General features: G+C 68.2%; 13 protein-coding genes and 1 pseudogene. 7 read left to right on the top strand and 7 right to left on the bottom strand.

Going from position 1 to position 16,190, the window contains the following annotated elements; all coding sequences use genetic code 11:
* Positions 1-39 precede the first annotated feature (39 nt).
* The 3 genes from ACFP2T_RS35010 to ACFP2T_RS35020 all read right to left on the bottom strand — a co-directional run bounded on the left by ACFP2T_RS35010 (position 40) and on the right by ACFP2T_RS35020 (position 4,036).
* On the bottom strand, positions 40-2,328 hold the full coding sequence (locus ACFP2T_RS35010; RefSeq protein ID WP_377429475.1) for an ATP-binding protein: 2,289 nt from the start codon (positions 2,326-2,328) through the stop codon (positions 40-42).
* 569 nt (positions 2,329-2,897) lie between these two features.
* Positions 2,898-3,608: an LPXTG cell wall anchor domain-containing protein gene (locus tag ACFP2T_RS35015; protein ID WP_377429477.1), complete on the bottom strand. Its 711-nt coding sequence runs from the start codon at positions 3,606-3,608 to the stop codon at positions 2,898-2,900.
* A complete protein-coding gene (locus ACFP2T_RS35020) occupies positions 3,578-4,036 on the bottom strand; it encodes a cold-shock protein (RefSeq protein ID WP_377429479.1) in 459 nt (152 codons plus the stop codon). The genes ACFP2T_RS35015 and ACFP2T_RS35020 overlap by 31 nt, the downstream gene beginning before the upstream one ends.
* A gap of 146 nt (positions 4,037-4,182) precedes the next feature.
* Here ACFP2T_RS35020 and ACFP2T_RS35025 point away from each other — a divergent pair, with 146 nt between their 5' ends.
* From ACFP2T_RS35025 to ACFP2T_RS35035, 3 genes are all read left to right on the top strand, one after another.
* Entirely contained in the window at positions 4,183-4,947 is a 765-nt protein-coding gene (locus ACFP2T_RS35025; protein WP_377429481.1) for a phosphotransferase family protein, read from the top strand.
* A 119-nt stretch (positions 4,948-5,066) separates the two neighbouring features.
* Positions 5,067-5,213, top strand: coding sequence for a hypothetical protein (locus ACFP2T_RS35030; protein WP_377429483.1), 147 nt, complete (start codon positions 5,067-5,069; stop codon positions 5,211-5,213).
* Between the two features lie 236 nt (positions 5,214-5,449).
* Positions 5,450-6,028 (top strand): dihydrofolate reductase family protein, encoded by a 579-nt coding sequence (locus ACFP2T_RS35035; RefSeq protein WP_377429485.1) that lies wholly within the window; start codon positions 5,450-5,452, stop codon positions 6,026-6,028.
* Here the strand turns inward: ACFP2T_RS35035 and ACFP2T_RS35040 are convergent.
* Positions 6,010-6,720: a helix-turn-helix domain-containing protein gene (locus ACFP2T_RS35040; protein ID WP_377429487.1), complete on the bottom strand. Its 711-nt coding sequence runs from the start codon at positions 6,718-6,720 to the stop codon at positions 6,010-6,012. The two genes, ACFP2T_RS35035 and ACFP2T_RS35040, sit on opposite strands and share 19 nt — an antisense overlap.
* A 355-nt stretch (positions 6,721-7,075) precedes the next feature.
* Positions 7,076-8,902, bottom strand: a complete 1,827-nt coding sequence (locus ACFP2T_RS35045; protein ID WP_377429488.1) for a bifunctional metallophosphatase/5'-nucleotidase — start codon at positions 8,900-8,902, stop codon at positions 7,076-7,078.
* Between the two features lie 374 nt (positions 8,903-9,276).
* Between ACFP2T_RS35045 and ACFP2T_RS35050 the strand changes: the two genes are divergently transcribed.
* The 3 genes and pseudogenes from ACFP2T_RS35050 (at position 9,277) to ACFP2T_RS35060 (ending at position 13,648) form a co-directional block, all read left to right on the top strand.
* Positions 9,277-12,270, top strand: coding sequence for a leucine-rich repeat domain-containing protein (locus tag ACFP2T_RS35050; protein WP_377429490.1), 2,994 nt, complete (start codon positions 9,277-9,279; stop codon positions 12,268-12,270).
* A gap of 170 nt (positions 12,271-12,440) precedes the next feature.
* A pseudogene (locus ACFP2T_RS35055) lies at positions 12,441-12,614 on the top strand (CBS domain-containing protein); the annotation flags it as partial.
* Between the two features lie 158 nt (positions 12,615-12,772).
* Positions 12,773-13,648 carry an alpha/beta fold hydrolase gene (locus ACFP2T_RS35060; RefSeq protein ID WP_377429491.1) on the top strand — a complete coding sequence of 292 codons (876 nt, stop codon included), beginning with the start codon at positions 12,773-12,775 and terminating at the stop codon, positions 13,646-13,648.
* A gap of 193 nt (positions 13,649-13,841) precedes the next feature.
* Here the strand turns inward: ACFP2T_RS35060 and ACFP2T_RS35065 are convergent, their stop codons facing one another.
* Positions 13,842-15,236, bottom strand: a complete 1,395-nt coding sequence (locus tag ACFP2T_RS35065; protein ID WP_377429493.1) for an APC family permease — start codon at positions 15,234-15,236, stop codon at positions 13,842-13,844.
* Positions 15,237-15,285: 49 nt separating this feature from the next.
* Between ACFP2T_RS35065 and ACFP2T_RS35070 the strand changes: the two genes are divergently transcribed.
* Complete coding sequence (locus ACFP2T_RS35070; protein WP_377429495.1) at positions 15,286-15,861, top strand: universal stress protein; 576 nt, start codon at positions 15,286-15,288, stop codon at positions 15,859-15,861.
* Positions 15,862-16,005: 144 nt separating this feature from the next.
* Here ACFP2T_RS35070 and ACFP2T_RS35075 read toward each other — a convergent pair whose 3' ends face one another.
* Positions 16,006-16,185 carry a hypothetical protein gene (locus ACFP2T_RS35075; protein WP_377429497.1) on the bottom strand — a complete coding sequence of 60 codons (180 nt, stop codon included), beginning with the start codon at positions 16,183-16,185 and terminating at the stop codon, positions 16,006-16,008.
* Positions 16,186-16,190: the final 5 nt, after the last annotated feature.

Here is a 16,190-nt window from a genome sequence, read left to right on the forward strand (position 1 = left end):
CCGCGAGGGCGGCACGCCAGTGGGTTGATGGAAACCGGCTCATGGCCGTTTGTTCCTCCTCAGCCGCGAAGAGGGTGGGTGGGGACGGCGTAGCTTGGCGCCGATGTGGTCCGCGTCGGGGTAGGCCGGACCGATGCCAGCGCGGATGACGCCAAGGTCGTTGAGAATGGCGAGGGCCTGCTGCCACAAATCGCGGGCGGCGTTGGTGTTCCCGGCGGCGGCTCGGGCGTCGCCGAGATGGTCCAGACGCACCGCGAGCGCATGAAGATCACCGAGGTCACGTGCGAGGACGATGGACTGGTCGAGATGCTCGATGGCCAGTTGGTGCTGGCCGAGGAGGTGATGGGCGTAGCCGAGGCTGTCCAAGGTGTGGCCCTCGCCGCGGCGGTTGCCGTGCGCTCGATGCAGGGCGAGCGCCTCCCGGCAAGGAATCACGGCTTGCTCCGGCTCGCCGCACAGCGCGTGGAACCATCCGAGGTTGTTGAGATCGCGAGCCAGCCCACGCCACGAGCCGCAGGCACGGTGGAGATCGAGTGCCCGCCGCGAGGCGTTGAGCGCGCCAGCGAAGTCTCCCTGGTGTTCGAAGACGCTGGCGAGTTCGTTGTAGGCCTCGGCGAGGCCGAGCGTATCGCCGAGTTCGGTGCACAGGTCGATGGATGCCCGCATGTGGCGATGCGCCTCGTCATGCCGTCCTAGCCAGGCCTCGGCACGACCCAGGCTACGGTGTGCGTCGGCCTGCCCGGCGAGGTCGGCGTGCCGTTGCGTGACCTGCAGCGCGATGTGCCCGACTGCGGCCCAGTCCGTCCATCTGCCACGACGGCCGAGATACTCGATGAGTTTGTGCGCCAGTTGCCATGCCAGGGTGGGCCGCCCGGTGTCGGCGGCGACGTGAACCGCGGCGAACAGTACCAGGTATTCCGCGTCGAACCAGGCCAGCGCTGCCTCGCCGTCAGCGAGGTCCTCCGGTCGGACCCCTGGCAGCGGCGCGGCAGGAGCGACATGGTCGTAGCGTGGATGCAGCAGCGCGTTGGCGATGTTGGCAGTGTGCAGGTAATGGTCGAGCATCCGGCCTACGGCAAGGTGCCGCTCTCGGTCGGGGTCGTCGCAGTGGACGAGCTCAGCCGCGTACGCGCGCAGCAGGTCGTGGAACCCGTAACGGCCCTGGACCTGCTCAGCAAGCAAATGGCAGCGGGCCAATTCCGCCAACGCGCGCTGCGTGTATGCGAGGTCCAGGCCGGCCATGCTGGCCGCTGCGGCGGCTGTGACATCCGGCCCGGGATGCAGCCCCAGTAGGCGGAACAGCTGTGCGCTGACGCCGTCGAGGCGACGGTAGGACCAGGAGAACACCGCCCGTATGTCGGCAGATGCCTCACCGCCTACGAACGTCTGGAGCCCGCCGTCGCCCTGCCGCAACTCGGCGGCGAGCGCCGCCAGCGGGAACCGGGGGTGCGCCGCGGCGCGAGCGGCCACAATGCTGAGCGCCAACGGCAGGCGGGCACATCGGGTGATGATCTCGCGTACCGGTTCCGGCTCGGCCGCCACCCGGTCCGCGCCGAGTCGACGGACCAACAGCTCCCGTGCCTCGTCGATCGACAACAGATCCACGGTCAACGGCTGGGCGCCCTCGGCCACGATGAGGCTTGTTAGCTGCGTGCGGCTGGTCACCAGCGCCATGCACCCAGGCGAGCTGGGCAGTAACGGACGCACCTGCGCGGCGTCGCGAGCATTGTCGAGCACCACCAACACCCGCCGACCGGCCAGGACGCTGCGGTACAGGCTCACCTGCGCGTCCAAACCCAGCGGGATCCGCTCGGCCGGCACGTCAAGGGAGTCCAGGAAGCCACGGACGGCTTCTGTCGGGGTCATCGGCGGACCGACCGGGTCGTACCCTCGCAAGTTAACGTACATCTGTCCGTCCGGGAACCGATCGGCCACCTGGTGCGCCCAGCACACCGCCAGCGCGGTCTTGCCGACGCCGGCCGTGCCGTCCACCGCCGAGATCACCACCGCCCCGCCTCGCCCTGCCCCGTCCAGCAGAGAGGTCAAGGCGGCCAACTCGCCGGCACGGCCCGCAAACCCACGCACAGCTGCCGGAAGCTGTCGAGGAACAGTTGCCCCCGCTGCCCCAGCCGCGCTCCGCGCCGCCGGCGGGTTGAGGGAGGGCTTTCGACGTCGCATCGACGCCAACAACGGCACCGCCACCGTCGCCGCGGCCAACCACACCGCCATAAGATCAGCGATGTTGACATTCTCATCTGGATTCACCGCCATCGCCACCACCGCAACGGGCAATGCCAGCAGCGCACAACCAGCTACGACGACGGCCACCGGCCGTCCACCCATCCACAGGAGCCGTCGCCACTGCAGCACAAACAAAATTGTGGCACTCGCAGGCAATGGGATCGTCGGTCGACGATTTCGATCAGGACACTCGCGAACTGGAACGATGTCAGCACGTCCACCCGCTACCGGGCGGCAACGTATCGCTCACCTGGGAACGATCGAAGCCATGCACATCGCCCGCAACACGCCCGTCCACCCCGGCATGCCCGATGGCCGCCGGTCAGCCGGCCACTCGAAGGTGTCTAACAACTCCTGAGCAGCACGCGTATTTCACGTTGCGCACTGGAACGTTCCTAAGCAAGATCAGTTTCACCGCGACTTATGGGCGCTCAAAGGCGGCCCAAAACCGGGCCGAGCCCGGTCGCCAGCCGCAAGCCAGGCCCGAAACACCATGCCCTCGGCGGTACGGGGATTGCCGCCGGCTCGTCGGCACACATACGTTGCGGCTTGCTCCCGAAGCTGGCAACACGCGTTCGCGCCGCGACAAACCTCGCCGAGCACAGCGCTGAACGCGCCCGGCCCGACGAAGCATCGAGCCGGGCGCGTCGAGTGAGCTATGCCACGAAGCGGGAACGGCGCCGGCGTCCGATCAGGAAGCCCGCGCCGCCGAGGAGCAGAAGCGCACCGCCAATGGCGGCCACAGTCGCGGTGTCGGCACCGGTCACGGCCAGCCCACCGCCCTCGCCGCCGGGGGCGCCCGGGCTGGCGGAGGAAGCAGGGGTCGGTGCAACGGTCGTCGTGGCGCTGGGCGTGGCGCTCGGTGTCGGTGTCGGTGTGGGCTGAGACGCGCAGTCAAGCGCACGTGCGGCGTACAGGCCGTCGTTCAGGTAAGCCAGGTAGGCATCGGTGGCCCCGTCGTCGAGCACCTTTTGCGTGGCCGCCTTCACGTTGGCACCAGCGCCCGTCAACGTCCGGACCACCATGATCCGCAGATCCGTTGACCAGACCTTCTGCACGTCCGCCTTGAGGAATGCGCGGAGATCATCCGCGGTGCCGTTCAGCCGCTCCTGTATTACGCGAGGCAAAACGGGCAACGAGTCGGCGTTTGCCGCAGCCAGGATCTGGGCGGTCAACACCCGCACCTGTACATTGGTGGCGGTATCCAGGTCGATGGTGACAAGCTCGCGGATATCCTTGTACACCTTGCGCTCGACCGTTTCGCAGGCCTCGTTCAGCCCGGGCGATTCGGTTTGAGCCACCGCCGGTGTCGCCGGAATCAGAAAGGCCAGCGCCATTAGGACGCCGGCCGGGACCTTCCATCGCATGTAGATCTTCCCCCCGCTGCAGGCCAAAACATGGCGATACTACCGTCAGCGGGCGCAAAAGCAAGAAGGGATGGACGTCCTAGACTGCGCGGTGAGCAAGACCGCGGCGCGCGCCTGTACGACGAGCGGTCGCTGCTCAAGTCCCTCCGCAAGGGATGAAGACGCACCACCTTGACCGCCCATGGACCGATCGCACCCGGCTCGACCGCGAACGACACCCGATGCCCCTCCCGCAGGGCCCGATCGCCACTCGTCGGGATGCTGGAGTGATGAACGAACAAGTCTGGACCGCCATGGTCGGGGGCGATGAATCCGGTTCGACGTGCAACCGGACGACTTGAGCGCAGCGGGGTCACGCGCGACAGCGCTCGCTCGACGTCATCGGACCGACAGTCTCGGTCGCGTCGAGGCACCGACCGCGACGACATGCCGCTTGGACTTCACGATCCACGTGCCGAGGCCCGGCGGACCGAGGCACCGCTCAACCCGTCAGCGGGCGGTGGCGTGCACGGGGCCGCCGGGCAGCGGGACGCCGTCAACCGCGCAGTCGCACGCGATAAACCAGGTGACGTTGGTGATCATCCCCGCGACAATGGCCGACGTGGACAAGGTCGAGGTCGTCATCGCCCACAACGAGCGTGCGACCCTGCGCGTCGGCGACGTGTTCCTGAAGATCGACGCTGATCCGACCCGCACCGACCTCGAGGTCGAGGCGATGGCTATGGCACCGATCCCGACCCCGGAGATCCTGTGGCGGAAGCCGCCCGCGCTCGCGCTCGCCGCCCTCCCAGGCACGGCACTCGGCCACCTCGGCGAGCCATCGACCGCGTCGCCCGCGGCGTGGGCCGCGGCGGGCGCCGCCGCCCGGACGCTGCACGACGCGCCGCTGCCGCCATGGCCCGGTCGGAGCCTCGACGAGCTCGCATCGCGCCTCGCGGGCGAGTGCGAGTGGCTCGTCGCCAACGACGTCCTTCCCGCTGACGTGGTCACACGCAACCGCCGGCTCGCCGAGACCGCGCTCCGGCCGTGGACACCGGTGTTCATCCACGGCGACCTGCAGGTCGACCACGTCTTCGTCGCCGGTGACGAGGTCACCGGCCTCCTCGACTGGTCCGAGGCGTCCCAGGGCGACGCGCTCTTCGACCTCGCCACCCTCACGCTCGGCCACAAGGAGCACCTTGGCGACGTCGTCGCCGGCTACGGCACCGACGTCGACCGCGACCTCATCCACGCATGGTGGTCGTTGCGATGCCTGACTAACGTCCGCTGGCTGGCCGAGCACGGCTACGGCTCGCCGGACGAGTTCCCCGAGGTCGCCGTGCTGAGATCCCGGCTGTGAGGCGGCACGAGCCCGACGGCTACGAGTGCCGTTCTGCCGCATCGAGCGGGCCATCTCCTGAAGCTCGTCTTCCAGACCGACGGAGGTCAAGGTCCTCGAAGATCCCGGGCAGCCGGTCGGTGAGGTCGGACGCCGGCGCACGACTCGACCGGACCTACGCCGACGTCCGGTTCGGCGGGGACTTCGAGCCGGTCACCGCATCCACGCCGAAGCAACGAGAGATTCTCCGTGCACCGTCGCTCGAGGCGTTGGACGTACGCAGATGAGTGGACTTGATCATGCTGCGGGTCCGGGCCCGGTGGCGGCGGTCCGCAGCGACGCGGAGCGCGCCGACCTGGCGGGGAGTAGCGATGCGGGGCTACGGACGTGGCCAAAGGGCGGGCCGGTCGCGGCGGTGTTCCGTACGCGTTTTGGACCTGTTGTCGTTTCCGTCCAAGACGGCCGCCACGGCCGCGATCTAGCGTGAGTCCAGCAACTTGCCCGAAAATGAGGAGACAGCACAATGCGGGACCTGGTCTACACCGGTTTCATGTCGCTCGATGGCGTCGTGGACTCGCCCGGCGGCGGGCCGGGGGAGCAACACCGCAGCGCCGGTTGGGTGGTCAACGACCTCGAGTTCGTCCCAGAAGCCTGGTCGCTGAAGGGCGAGGAGCTCACCGACACGACGGCGCTGATGTTCGGCCGTCGCAGCTACGAGACGTTCGCGCCGGTCTGGCCCGGCTCGGAGGACCACGCCGGCTACAAGGAGCTGCCCAAGTATGTGGTGTCGACCACGCTGGCTGACGATGCCCTCGTCAACGGGTGGGGGCCGACGACGATCCTGCGCTCGACCGAGGACGTCGCCGCGCTCAAGGAGGGCGAGGGCGGCGCGATTTTCATCCACGGAAGCGCGGAGCTGGCCCGGCGGCTGTCGGACGCGGGCCTGATCGACCAGTACAACCTGCTCGTCTTCCCCGTGCTGCTCGGTTCCGGAAACAGCCTGTTCGGCCGGGCCGACCGAGACAAGCACATGCTGGCGCTGCGGGAGTCGGAGAGCTACTCGAACGGGATCCTGAAGCTGGTCTACGACGTCAAGCGCTGATCCAGGTCCAGGGCGATCGCGCCGCCGACGCCCTCGCGAAGCTGCCTGACGGTGCGTCCGACGTAGGTACGCAGTGCTCGGGCCAGGTGCGGCTCGTCGAAGTAGTCGAGCTTGGCAACGACGTCGGCGCCCTGGTCCCCGGCAGCCAGCAGCTCCGCCGCCCTGCGGGCCCGCTCGATCTGCCGGACCCCGCCCCGCGTCAGTCCGGTCGCGGCGCGGAACCGGCGTTCGACCGTGCGCTCCGAGACGGCCGGGCGGTGACCCCGCAGCACCTCGGCGACGAGCAGGTCACGGACCACGATCCCGGCCCGGACGAGACTCTCGACCAGGGCCTCGGCGTCGTCGGGGCCGGGCGTCTCCCAGCGCGCGCCGTCCAGCCGGAACGTCCGGCGCGTGGTGTCGGGGAGCCCGATGCCGCCGTCGACCAGCGCCGGCGTGGGCACGGCCCGCAACGAGGTACCCACGGCGAACTCGATGCCCGTGAAGGTCGCGCCCTCCGTCACCGGCGCCGTGCCGGTCCGGGTCTCGGGACCGGTGATGCCCGCGTACGCCCGGCCAGCCTGCTCCCAGAACACCAGGCCCCAACGCACCCCCGCGACGGACGTCATCTCAGTGACCTGTTCGCTCGTGCATGTCCACACGGTGTCGACCCACACCGAGTCGGACCGGCGTGTCTCGAACCGCAGTCCCACGGACGGAGGATACGTCGCTTCGCGTTCTGGTCGCTCGCCGGACAGGTCGCCAGCCTTGAAGTATCGACTCATGCGGTCATGTTCACCGGCACCTCAGGATGGATCAAGGGGATCTCGCCGCTCGGCTGCTGGTCGCGCAGCATCGGGAACTTGGGCATCCTCTTCTGCCGCCAACCGTGGGCGTCACTACCAGCCGAAGTCGTCACACTTCCTAGCCGGCCTCCTGCGTCGCCCGAGGAGACAGCGCCGAAAGGTGCGGTCCGTGTTGGGTATCGGTACGTGTCGAAGTTTGAGCCCGGGTGCGGGCGATACCTGGCCGCCCGCACCCGGGCCGGTTCGTCGTCGCCGACCCGCCTCAGCGGAGCGGCGCCGGGGTCGCCCGGTCCAGTGCGGGCGGGCGGACCGGGGACACCTTCTCCAGGTAGCGCCACAGGGCGTCACCGCCGTTGTACAGGCTTCGGTCCTGCTTGCGCGCCTCGAACAGCGCGGTGAAGCCGGGTGTGGCGTTCTTGGCAAAGAAGTTGTTCGCCAGGGTCGCGATCCGGTACGTCGAATTGAGCCTGAGCGGCTTCCCACCGATCCGCACGCTGCCAGCGTCCACCCGGTCGCCGACCGGCCTGGACAGGTCGTAGCGGTACCGGACGTTGCCCGACACCGCCATTTGCCGGTACGTCACCGTGCCGTCCGCCGCCTGCTGCCACTGACTCTCCAGCAGCTGGTCGAGCTGGGCACCGGTCACGTCGCCCCGGACCAGCCCGACCCCGATGCCGCTGTCGTAGACGGTGCCCAGCGCGAGCTCGGAGAAGAGCACCCGGCCCGGGGCGTCGGCCGGGTTGGCCGGGTCGGCGGCGTACCGGACGTCCCGGCGCAGGATGCCGGGCATCGCGACCGCCAGGTCGGCCTTGCCGTCCCGGTTCGCGGCCCAGAGGAACGCGTCGGCGGCGACGTTGTACATGGTCGACTCGGCGCTGTCGCCCGGGGCCCGGGTCAGGTCGGCGGTCACCCGCGCGACCGGCAGGTTCGACCGCTTCGCCAGCTCCCCCCGCCAGTAGTCGGCGATCCGCAGGGTCTCGGGGTCCGGGGTCACATCCTGGGTATTGGCGTGGTTGACCGAGGTCGTCCGGTCCCGCAGCACCTCGCCGGTACGCGGGTCGAGCTGGAGGTTGATCTCGTTGAACAGCCGGCCGTGGTTGGCCGCCTCCACTACCGGGCGCGGGTTGCCGGCCGGGTCGGGGAGCATGCAGTTCACCAGGGCGTGCCAGTGCCCGGTGACGATCGCGTCGACGTCCGGGGTGATCCGGGCGTTTGCGTCGACCATTGGGCCGAACGGGTTCACACACTCGTCGTACCCGGCACCGGACTGCTGGGAGAAGCCCTCGTGGATGACCGCCACGATGGCCCGCACGCCCTGCCGACGCAGCACCGCCGCGTACTTGTTGACGGTGTCGGCCTCGTCGAGGAAGTCGAACCCCTTTGGGGTGTAGGACATCTGCTCCTCGGACATCAGTTTGGTGGTGGCGTGCACGAAGCCGACCGGCAGCCGACCGCCGCGTCCGTCGCTGACGTACTCCACGTGGTACGGCGGCAGCTTTGGCTTGCCGCTGCGGTCGTCCACCAGGCTGCCGGAGTAGTAGTCGTAGTCCGCGCCGTGGAACCGCTGGCCGGTGGAGTCGGTGAAGCAGATGTCGTTGTCGGGCCGCCACCGGCAGGTGCCGTCGTCCATGTGCCGGAGGAACTCGTAGCCCCGGTCCATTTCGTGATTGCCGACCGTGGAGAAGTCCAGCCCGATCGAGTTCAGGTATTCGATGGTCGGCTCGTTCCAGAACCACCCGGTCTCGTTCGGCCAACCGCTGAAGTCGTCCCCGGCGGAGAAGAGGATCGAGTTCGGCTGGCCGGCCTGGCGCTGCTTGAGGTGTGCCGTCAGGTAGGCGCCGCCGCCGACCTGACGGGCCGGCTCGCCGGCCCGCGCCCCGGGCACGGTCGTGGTGTAGTCGCCGAAGTAGCCGTGCAGGTCGGTGATGGACAACAGTTGCACCGGGACCGGCGCACCCGGCCGGGCAGCGGCCGGCGAGGCCACCGCCCCAGTGGCCAGCAGCATGCCGACGATCACTGCGGCGACCAGGGCGGGTCGGCCACGCCGGAGCATCGGATTGGGCCGGAGCAATCGAGCGCTGTCACGCATGTGTCGGGCTCCCATGGATGGTACGGGTCGGTTCGCCCCGACAGCCTCTGCCCAGTTGATCAACATTGCGTTAACTACGATGGTGCCCGACCTGACTATGCACTGACGACAGCGGCTGAGCTGGCCGGATCGCGCCGGACGAATCCGTGACGCCCGTTGCGCCTGGCCAGACCCGTACTCACCATATCGCGGAGAAGGGCCAGCCGCCGCAGACGCCATAACGGTCCGCATCTGCCAAACAACGATCAGTCACTGTGTCGTCCAGTAGATGGTGCCGGCCGCGACGTATCGGAAACGATGACTGGATGCCGCATTTGGCCCTTCCCTTGGGCGTGTAGCGTCGGCCATCGTCTCTGGGGAAGGGAGCAGCTGGCATGGAGTTGGTGGAGCTGTGGGCGATCCGGCGGATCAAGGCCGCGCGCCGCGCGGGCGGCAATGTCCTGGATCTCGCCGACCTCATGCTGGAGGCACTGCCGCCCGAGATCTACCAGCTCCAGCAGCTGCGGGTGCTGAACCTCAACTCCAACTGGCTGACCGACTTTCCGGAGCAGCTCGCGGGCCTGCGGCAACTGAATGAGCTGAGCCTCGACTACAACCCCTTCACGAGGCTCCCGGATGCCATCGGCGAGCTGACCGGCCTCACCTACCTGAGCGTCCGGGGTTACCGGCTCGAACGCTTTCCCGAGCCCTTGTGCCGCCTGGTCAACCTCACTCACCTGGACCTCGGCGGCAATACGCCGTCCTATGTACCCAAGGAAATCAAAAAGCTCGTCAACCTCACCTACCTCGACATCGGCCGAGCCGACGAGTTTGGGTGGTCCCGGCCGCCCAGGCGGGTCAATGCGCTGCCGCAGAGGCGTGCCGGGCGTTGGGTTCTCAAGCGGACTCCCGGCCGGTTCAGGGATTTCATCCCTGTCGCGTTCTCGGCACAGGCCCGCGGGCTGAGAGCGCTGCCCGTGGAGGTCTGCGCGCTCACCAAGCTCACCCATCTGGACGTCTCCCGGCACAACCTCACCGGGCTGCCGGCGCAGATCGGCCGGCTCACCGAGCTGACACATCTCAACCTGCGCGGAAACCAGCTGACCAGCCTGCCGGCGGAGGTGGGCAAGCTCACCAAGCTCGTCCATCTGGACGTCGCGGACAACAAGCTCACCCACCTGCCGGACTTTCTGGGCCGTCTCCCGTCGCTGCGCACGCTGCGCATCGAGGGAAATCCGCTGGTCAACCCGCCGCCGGAGGTCGTCGAGGCGGGCGAGCGGGCGGTCTTGACGTTTCTGCGTGCCAGCAGCCAGGGCAGCACCCGGCAGTGGGCCGGCAAGGTGATGGTCGTGGGTGAGGGTGCGGCGGGCAAGACGTCCGTGGCCAAGGCGCTGTCGGGCCTGCCGCACGACCCGGCCGAGCCCAGCACCCACGGCCTGCGCGTCACCGACCTCGCCCTCCCCCACCCGCAGGAGTCAGGCGTCAGCATGGCGCTTTCGCTGTGGGATTTCGGCGGCCAGGACATCTACCACGCGACCCACCAGTTCTTCCTCACCGACCGGTCGCTGTTCCTGCTGGTATGGAACAGCCGCGTCGGCGAGGGGCCGGCACGACTGCGCTACTGGCTGGACGTGACGACAGCCCGGGCTCCGTCGGCGCCGATCCTGCTGGTCGCCACGCACAGCACCGGCCGTCCGCTCGACATCGACCTGGACGGGCTGCGGGCGGCGTATCCGCAGCTCGTCGGGGTCTTCCCGGTAGAGTGCCCGACCCGGGAGGGCGTGCCCGCGCTGCGCGAGGCCGTCGCCGAGCACGCCTCGCGGCTGCCGCTCATGGGGATGGACTGGCCCGCTTCCTGGGCCAAGGCGGCCACCGCCCTGGCCGGTCACGCCTTGCCCTATGTTGATGTTCCGCGGCTGCGGCGGCTCCTGGCCGAGGCGGGGGTCGGAGACGAGGGCGAGCAGGACGTGCTGGTGCAAGCGCTGCACCATCGCGGGCAGATCCTGCATTTCGCTGACGTACCGGAGCTCACCGACACCGTCGTGCTCCGCCCTGAGCTGCTCAACACGCAGATCGCCGCCCTCCTCGACCATCCCGAGGTCGCGGCGCACGCCGGGCTCGTCACGCCCACGGCGCTCCAGCGGGCCTGGCCCGGGCTGGGCCGGGCCGAGCGGGAGTTCCTGCTGGCGATGATGCAGCGGTTCGACCTGTCCTACCGGATCCGGGAGGGCCGGGACGTCGCGCTGATCGTCGGCCGGCTGCCCCAACGGGCGGCCGCCTACCAGCGAGCGTGGGACGCCCACGACTCGGACCCGGAAATCCGGATCCGGTACCAACTGTCGGTGCTGCCGCCTGGGATCCCCGGCTGGTTCCTGGCCCGGGAGCACAGGTTCGCGACGGCTCACCGCTGGCGCTACGGCGCTCTGCTGCGCCATCCGGACGGGCGTCACGTCGGGCTGCTCACCGCGGACCAGGCGCGTTCGACAGTCGACCTGGCCGTGCGCGGGCCGCTGCCGGCGACGTTCTTCGGCGTCCTGGACGACGGTCTGCACGTGACGCTGGCCCGCTATCCCGGCCTGGACGTCACCCGCCAGGTGCCGTGCCCCGGTCACGGCGGTGCCGCGTGCCCGAAGCTGTTCGACTACGCCAGGCTCAGCCAGCGGCTCGAAGCCGGCCGCACCGAGATCGAGTGCGACGAGGCCGGACCGGGCACCGACCCGATGGTCGACATCCAGGCCATGCTGCTCGGCATCAATCCACCGCTACGCCCGTCCGGGACGCTCTCCACGCTCCTCACCTACGCCCGCGAAAACCAGGTCCAGCTCCAGCGGACCCAGTCGCTCGTGCGGGCGCTCGCGCAGGACCACTGCCCGAGCGTCTTCACCCTGGTGCCGTCGCGCCGCCGCTTCGTCAAGACCACCTACAAGCTGCGCCTGTACTGCGAGGAGCCGGGCGTGTGGCACCCGCTTCCAGATGACGCGGGCTGCTATGAGATCACCGAGCTCGCCGAGTGGCTCAGCAAGGCCGCCCCGTACATCCAGCGCACGCTCAAGGGTCTCCGCGCCGCGCTGCCCTACGCCGGCTCGGTACTCAGCATGGCCGCCCACGAGATCGACGCCCAACTCGAGAAGGACATCCGGGAAACCCGCAAGCTCCTCGAGCAGTATCTCCCGGACCATCTCGGCTACCTGGATGCCCAGGACGCCCCTGACCTCGCTACCCCGGCCACTCCCGCACGCAGGGCGTCCAACGACGCCGAGTTCCGCGAAGTCCTCGCCCTCCTCCTCGACCTCGACCCGCGCCGCCACTGGGGCGGTCTCTCCTACACCCCCACCCCCGAAGGCACCAGCCTCTACCTCTGTGCCGACCACCGCGCCGCCTATACCTGACCCACTGGTCAGCCCGAACGGCACCGCGCCGGCCTGAGTCGGCCTTACGGCAACGGCTCGATCGAGGACGCCGACGCCAAGGTCAAATTCCTGAAAAGGCAGATGTACGGCCGCACCGGTTCGCGCTCCTCCGGCAACGCATCCTGCTCGCGTAGATCACCTCCGTCGACCACCGTTTCTGCGCCGGCTTCGTGCACCCGCGCCACGTACTGCTCCGACCGGACGGTGACGCCTGCACCACGATCGGCGAGCTCACCCGCGAGGTGAAGAAGGTCCCGAGCAGTAAGCGGGTGCTCGCGGCCCTCACCGAGATGCGCCGCGAACGCCACCACCTCGCCGTCGTGGGGTTGAGGCGAGTCGGGCGGCATAGGTTCGGGTTTGGCACGATGAGCTGATGAGTGATCTGGGGCGTGGGTACCCCGCCCGACGAATTCGTCAGGAGCTACGTGGCGAAGAGGAGAACCCGTCCATGGAGCGCGGTCGGCGGTAGGAGGAGGACGCGATGCAGGCGATTCAGAAGGTCCGCCATCGACAGGCCGACGTCAACGGTCTGGAGGTGTTCTTCCGCGAGGCCGGCCGCCCTGGTCAGCCGACCGTGCTGCTGCTGCACGGGTTCCCGAGCTCGTCGCACACATTCCGCGAGGTCATGCCCACACTGGCCGACATCGCGTACGTGATCGCGCCCGATCTTCCCGGCTTCGGCATGTCCTCGTCGCCGACCATCGACAAATACGACTACACCTTCGAGAACCTCTCGCGGACGATCGAGAATCTACTCGACCAGCTTGGGGTCGAGCGGTTCTTTGTCTACCTGCACGACTTCGGTGCGCCGGTGGGATACCACCTGGTCACCCGTGCCCCGAACCGCATCCGCGGCCTTATCGTGCAGAATGGCAACGCGCACGAGGACGGCCTCGGCGAGCAGTGGGACAGCGCGAAGGCGTACTGGGCCAACCCCACCGACGACAGGCGTGCCGAACTGCCGGACTGGTTGAATTTCGCCGGCACCCGCGACCAGTACCTCGCCGGGCTGCCCGACTACCTGCGCGCGCTGCACCCTCCTGAATCGTGGCACCTCGACTGGGAGCGGATGAGCCGACCCGGCAACATCGACGCGCAGTTCGCGCTGTTCAGCGACTACGGTAACCACGTTGCCCGCTTCGACGAACTCGCCGCGTACCACCGGACTCACCAGCCGCCGGCGCTCGTGCTGTGGGGACGACGTGACCCGTACTTCGACGTCGACGAGGTCCTCGCCTACCACCACGCTCTCGAGCGCATGGACGCGCACATCTACGACGGCGGACACTTCCTGATGGAGACGCACGCGGAAGAATGCGCCAAGCTTATGCGGGCGTTCATGCTCGACAACGTGTGACTTGAGTCGATCGGCTCGTTCGCAGCGAGGATCCTGACCGAGACGCCGGCCGTAATCGGTGGGCCAGACAGCTGTGCAACTGCCGGTCGCCGAGGTTCATCAACCGCTTGCCGGGCGGACAGAACCACGCCCGGCATGCAGTGACCGAGCCGCATACGCAGGTCAAAGATTCAACCAATCGCGCAGCGGATCGTTACTGTGGCTCGGGGCCGGGAGTGGTGTCGTGACGCAGGATGAACCGGTTAACCACATAGGTGGCGGCCCAGAGGACCACCCCGATGACGAGCAGCACGGCAGCCACCCTGTAGTCGTCGCTCGCCCGGCCGGACAGCGGGCTGGCAAGATACGCGCATGCGATCGCACCGATCACGGGGATGGCGGTGGGGGCCCGGAAGTGGGTGTGGTCCACGGGGTCGCGGCGCAGTACCAGTACGGCGATGTTCACGACAGTGAAGACACTGAGCAGGAGCAACGACGTCGTGCCGCCCAGCGCGGTCAGGTCGGCGAACCAGATCAACCCGAAAGCGATCAGGGTGGTGAAGACGATGCCGACCCAGGGGGTGCGCCTGGTGGGGTGAACCCGTCCGAGGATTCGTGGCAGCACGCCCTCGTTGGCCATGCCGTAGAGCAACCGGCTGGCCATCAGCATGTTGATCAAGGCAGAGTTCGCCACGGCGAACATGGTGATGAAGGCGAAGATGGTGATGGGAAATGCCGGCGCTCCAGCTGCGACGACCTTCAGCAGCGGCGCGTCGCCCTCGCTGAGGTCCTGCGGGGAGACCAGGGCGACCGACGAGATCGACACCAGTACGTAGACCAGTCCGGTGATGCAGAGCCCGGCCAGCATGACCTTCGGAAAGATTCGCACCGGCTCCTTGGTTTCCTCGGCCATGTTCACCGAGTCCTCGAAGCCGACCATCGCGAAGAACGCCAGCGCGGTGGCCGCGGTGACCGAGAAAAACGCGTTTTCGCCCGGCGGTGATTCGAACTCCAGCAGACGGGACATGTCGCCGTCGCCGCCGCCCAGCGCCCAAGCCCCGATGAAGATGACGATGAGCAGACCGGTCAGCTCAACGCAGGTCAGCAGCACATTCAGCTTGACACTCTCGGACACGCCCCGGAAGTTGACCAGAGCGATGAGCGTCATGAAGGCGACCGCCACCGCGGTAAGCCCGACGCCCTCGCCGATCGATAGGTCGAACGCCTCGGCGAAGTTGCTGGCGAACGCCTTCGACGCACTCGACGCTGAGGTGAGGCCCGAACACATCACCGCGAAGGTAACCATGAAGGTCAGGAAGTGGATACCGAAGGCCTTGTGTGTGTACAGCGCCGCACCCGCCGCCCGCGGATACTTCGTCACCAGTTCCAGGTAGCTGAAGGCGGTCAGCACCGCCACCAGGAAGGCCACCAGGAACGGTAGCCACACCGCTCCGCCCACTTCGGCGGCGACCTTGCCAGTGAGCGCGTAGACCCCGGTACCGAGAATGTCTCCGACCACGAACAGCAGTAGCAGGCCGGGGCCGATCACCCGTTTGAGAGTCGGCTCGCCGCGCTCGATGGTTCCCTCAGGTGCCCCTGCGTCCGCCACAGGCTCTCCCCTCGACGTTCGCCTCCGAGGTGATGACTCGGCGCGAAGCGTGGTAAACATCATCGATGTGCAGAGCACACCGTATTCGATCCACCGCACAGGCGCGGTACGAGAGCAGTCTTGTTCGGGCGCACGGTGTGGCGCAGCATCAACGCCGGCGCCATCAGCAGGGCAGGAGCCACTGCCGTACGCAACGGAGGACGACATGCACATCGTGCTAGGCGCCAAACCTGAGGCCGATCAACCGTGGATCACCGACGCCGTCGCGGATCTGGTCCGGCAGAGCGGCGGGTCGGTCGCCGTGGTCGCCGTCGACGAGGTGGAGCTCGAGCGCCTGGCGGCGGCGCCCCGCAGCGTCTTCGCCGAGCGGGCGCAACAGGCCGCTTCAGCAGCGGTTCAGAGGTTGGCCGCAGTCGGGATCGAGGCGAGCCAAACGGTACTGTCCGGCCGTCCCCTGCAACAGATCCTGGACTTCGCCGACCAACAGCAGGCCGATCTGATCGTGGTGGGGTCCAGCACCCGACCCGCGGTAGCAGAACGTCTGCTCGGCAGCCTGCCGTTGGCACTGATCGAGAAATCGCCGCGGCCAGTACTGGTGATCACCCACCCGCACCGTCCTCGCTGACGGCCACGGGGTTATCGAAACCGGCGCGCCTGTTGGTGCCAAGACTGGCTGCCAAATGCTGACCTGCGACTTCGGAGATCCGTTCAAGCGACGTCCGGGGCGAGGTTGGGTGGCAGCTGCCTCTTGCCTTGGTGTGACCGGTGATTATTGAAGCGTCGGACGTATTCCGGTCGGCGCTGTCCTGGCCCGCCGTTCGCCGTAGATGACGAGGTGGTCGATGCACTCCTCGCGCGCGTTGCGGCCCGAGCGCGCCACGAAGCAGTTCGGGCTTGGGACGATGGCGACGCTCAGCCCCGAGCCGAGGTCGGTCTCAGCGAACTCCACCAGCG

The organism is Plantactinospora solaniradicis, assembly GCF_042658085.1.
GTDB classification, from domain to species: Bacteria; Actinomycetota; Actinomycetes; order Mycobacteriales; family Micromonosporaceae; genus Plantactinospora; species Plantactinospora solaniradicis.